Origin of the sequence: Streptococcus sp. HMSC065H07, from assembly GCF_001837325.1 — a bacterium.
GTDB classification, from domain to species: Bacteria; Bacillota; Bacilli; order Lactobacillales; family Streptococcaceae; genus Streptococcus; species Streptococcus salivarius_H.
In genome coordinates this window covers 37,647-41,549 of record NZ_KV832051.1, presented here as the reverse complement: position 1 = coordinate 41,549, position 3,903 = coordinate 37,647, and the positions used below count along the sequence as shown (strand labels likewise).

Here is a 3,903-nt window from a genome sequence, read left to right as displayed (position 1 = left end):
CAGTAGTTTTACCCACTACAGAAATTATAGAGCCGGATTTTTTTGTTTTTAGAAAAGTCTGTAGCAACTAAAATCATTCCCTCTCTCACTCGCATCACAATGTAATCGTTTTCTTATTTTTATCAAAATTTCTTATATTTCCTTGAAAGTCTCTAAAATAGCGCTATAATAGGACTTAGGAAATGGAGGAAAAATTATGAAAGTACATTCTAATTTTACTGGACAAAAGTCCACAAAACGTCTGATTGCATTCTCATGTGCAACTGCTCTTGCAAGTTTTGCCTTTATCGCAAAACCTGCCTTCGCTGAGGAAGCTAAGGCTGACAATGCATCTAACCTTGATACGACTGCTGCTACCACTGCCAATGTAGAAACTACCGCAGACCTCGTCGAAACAAAGGTTGTCGAAGCACCTGTTACTACTGAAAATGTGGCTAGCACAGAAAACACCACAAATGTCTCAGAACAAGCCTCAACTTCTACAGCAAGTTCTGAAACTGCCAGTGAAACAGCTTCAACAACTGCAAGCGAAAGTCAAGCACCTGCAGAATCGGCCTCAGGCCAAACACGCGAAGCTGTAACTACAGACCGGGCTGCCAGTGAGGCTGCATCAGCAACCGCAGATACCAATAGTGAAACCAATGTTACCGGTGGTCAATATTATAGTGATAGCCTTGGTAACTGGTATTATAAGGATGCTAGTGGTAAGAACCTAACTGGTGCACAAAAAATCGATGGGGTCAACGTTTATTTCGATGAAAATGGCATACAAGTCAAGGGAAACTTTTCAAAAAATAAACAATACTATGATGCAGATTCTGGTGCTCTTGTAACGGATCGTTATATTAATCATCTTGGTGGTGTTTACTATGTTGATAAAAATGGTGAAACATTAAAAGGCGCACAAACCATTCAAGGAAAACAAGTTTATTTCAATGATTACAACGGCCTTCAAGTTCGAGACGGATTTGCTAGCAATGAACACTTCTACGATAAAGATGGTAACCTTGTAACAGATAGCTATGTTTTTAGCACTAAATACAACTATAACAACACTATCTATCCTTTCTATGTTGATAAAAATGGCGACAAATTAAAAGGTGAACAAATCATCAATGGAAAATCTGTCTATTTCGATAAGTATGATGGAGCACAGGTGCGTAATAGCGTTGCTGACAATGGGCGTTTCTATGATCAAGATGGTAATTTAGTTGATCTAGGGAAAAAACACTACGTGTTCATCGATAACCATTGGTTCTATGTTGATGAAGATGGAAAGATACTTAAAGGTGAACAAGTCATTGATGGTGTGAAAGTTTACTTTACCCCTTATTACGGATATCAAATTAAAGGGGATTTTAATTCTGACGGCCAATTCTATGACAAGGATACTGGCGAGCTCGTGACAAACCGTTATATTCAATTAACACGCTACGAATCGAACGGCTCTATGGCTCCAACTCTAGAGACCCATTGGTATTATCTTGGGGCAGACGGAAAAGTGGTAACAGGTCCACAAGTTATTGACGGCGTTCGTGTCTACTTTAACTATAGAGGACACCAAGCAAAAGGAGACTTTGGCTACGATGGTTATTATTATGATAAAGACACTGGAGCACTCGTCAAAAATAGCTTTGTCTCCTTAGAGCAACCATCAGGAACCCTTATTTATTACCTCGATAACGAAGGCAATACAATTAAGGGAGAACAAATTATTAATGGTAAGCATCTCAACTTCGGTGAATACGGTATCCAAGTTAAGGGAAATTTCGCACCTAATGGACTTTTTTATGATGCAATTACAGGGGAACCTGTTACTAATCGTTATGTTCAAATCAATGACCAGAGTAACTCATATAATACCCTTGAAAATAAAGATAAATGGTTCTATATCGGTTCAGACTCTAAAGCTCTTAAAGGAGAGCAAGTCATTAATGGCGTAACCGTATTCTTTGACAAAGATGGGGTTCAAGCTAAAGGGATTTTCGCAGATGACGGTTTCTATTATGATAAAGATTCTGGAGCACGCGTTAATCTTGGCAACAATCAGTTTGTTCAAGTGAACGGTAACTGGTACTATCTTAATAACGAAGGTAAAATTGTAAAAGGTGAACAAGTCATTAATGGCAACAATTTTTACTTTGATAAAGATGGCAAGCAAGTTAAAGGGAACTTTGCTGAAAATGGAGCGTACTATGATGAAAATTCAGGAGTACAAGTAACCAATCGTTATGTTAACTTCAATAACAATTGGTATAGAATCGGTGCTAAAGGTACTCCTCTTAAAGGTGCCCATGTCGTTGATGGTCATAATGTTTTCTTTGACCAAGACGGTAAACAGATTAAGGGCGACTTCGCTTCGGATGGCTACTATTACAGTAAAAATTCAGGAGACCGAGTAGACTTAGGACAAAATCATTATCAAAACATAAACAATAATTGGTATTATATTGGTAATGACGGCAAACGCCTTACTGGTGAACAAGTCATTGATGGTGTCGAGGTCTACTTCGATAGTACTGGTAAGCAGGTTAAAGGAAACTTTGCTGAAAACGATTCATTTTACGATAAAGATAGTGGTGCCCGCCTTAAGGAACAATTTGTCGATTTGAATGGAAAGACTTATTATGTTGATGCTAAAGGCAAAAGACTTAGAGAAGGGGGAGTTCGAACTATCAATGGTAAAGAGTATACCTTTACGGGCGGTGCAGATCCCCACCTTGCTAGAGAAGAATTTCTATATCCTTATGGCTACTCTTCATTCTACGATTTGAATAATAAGGAAGTCAAAGGGCCTCAATTCGTTAAGGCCAAAAATGGTAATAGATATTACATTACCGCTTCTGGTCACGTCCCATTAGGGCTTCACATTATCAACGGAGAACTTTATATGTTTGATGCTCCGACAAATAAATATGCTGATGGTAGGGTTAGGGCGAATGGCTTGACTGAAGACTATTTCCCATCACTTATTCCTAATGGTAGCCATATCTATTACTTTGATAAGGAAACAGCTACTGCTATAAAAAATCAATATAAAGAGGTTAATGGTAACTGGTATTACTTTGGACCTAATTGGTATGCACTAACCGGTGAACAAACTATTGATGGGACTCATGTCTATTTCCATAGAGATGGAAAACAAGCTAAAGGGGAACTTGTCACTGTAAATGATAAACTTCATTATTATGATCCTAACAGTGGTGCACGTACTGAGAACACTACCCTCACTATCGAAGGTAAGACCTACCATTTTGATGCTGAGGGAAATGGAAAACTCCTCAATTAATGTAAGTGAACAGTAATCATTATGAAAAAGTAATTCCATCTTCCACTTTAAGAAAACTTTAGGAATCGCTTTGTATACTACAACTATCCTAAAACTTTTCTTTTTCATAATCTCCTAAAATCCAGGGCTCAGGTCCTGGATTTTTTTGTGTTTTTAAACTCTTGTGACTGCTAAAATTGTGACATTGGCCATTCACTCGCTTTTTTATGTAATCGTTTTCTTATTTTTGTCTAAATTTCTTATATTTCCTTGAAAGTCTCTAAAATAGCGCTATAATAGGACTTAGGAAATGGAGGAAAAATTATGAAAGTACATTCTAATTTTACTGGACAAAAGTCCACAAAACGTCTGATTGCATTCTCATGTGCAACTGCTCTTGCAAGTTTTGCCTTTATCGCAAGACCTGCCTTCGCTGAGGAAGCTAAAGCCGACAACGCATCAAACCTTGATGTGACTGCTACTACCACTGCCAATGTAGAAACGACATCAGACCTCGTCGAAACTAAGGTTGTCGAAGCACCTGCTACTACTGAAAAGGCAGCCAGCACTGAAAGCACTACAAATGTCTCAGAACAAGCCACAACTTCTACAGCAAGTTCTGAAACTGCCAGTGA

The 3,903-nt window shown here is 38.3% G+C and carries 1 protein-coding gene and 1 pseudogene; both read left to right on the top strand.

The genetic code is table 11. The annotated features are described in order from the left end of the window. Positions 1 to 196 precede the first annotated feature (196 nt). Positions 197 to 3,289 carry a hypothetical protein gene (locus tag HMPREF2637_RS10160; protein ID WP_070840170.1) on the top strand — a complete coding sequence of 1,031 codons (3,093 nt, stop codon included), beginning with the start codon at positions 197 to 199 and terminating at the stop codon, positions 3,287 to 3,289. 303 nt (positions 3,290 to 3,592) lie between these two features. Then, positions 3,593 to 3,903, top strand: a pseudogene (locus HMPREF2637_RS10155) (glucosyl transferase); the annotation flags it as partial.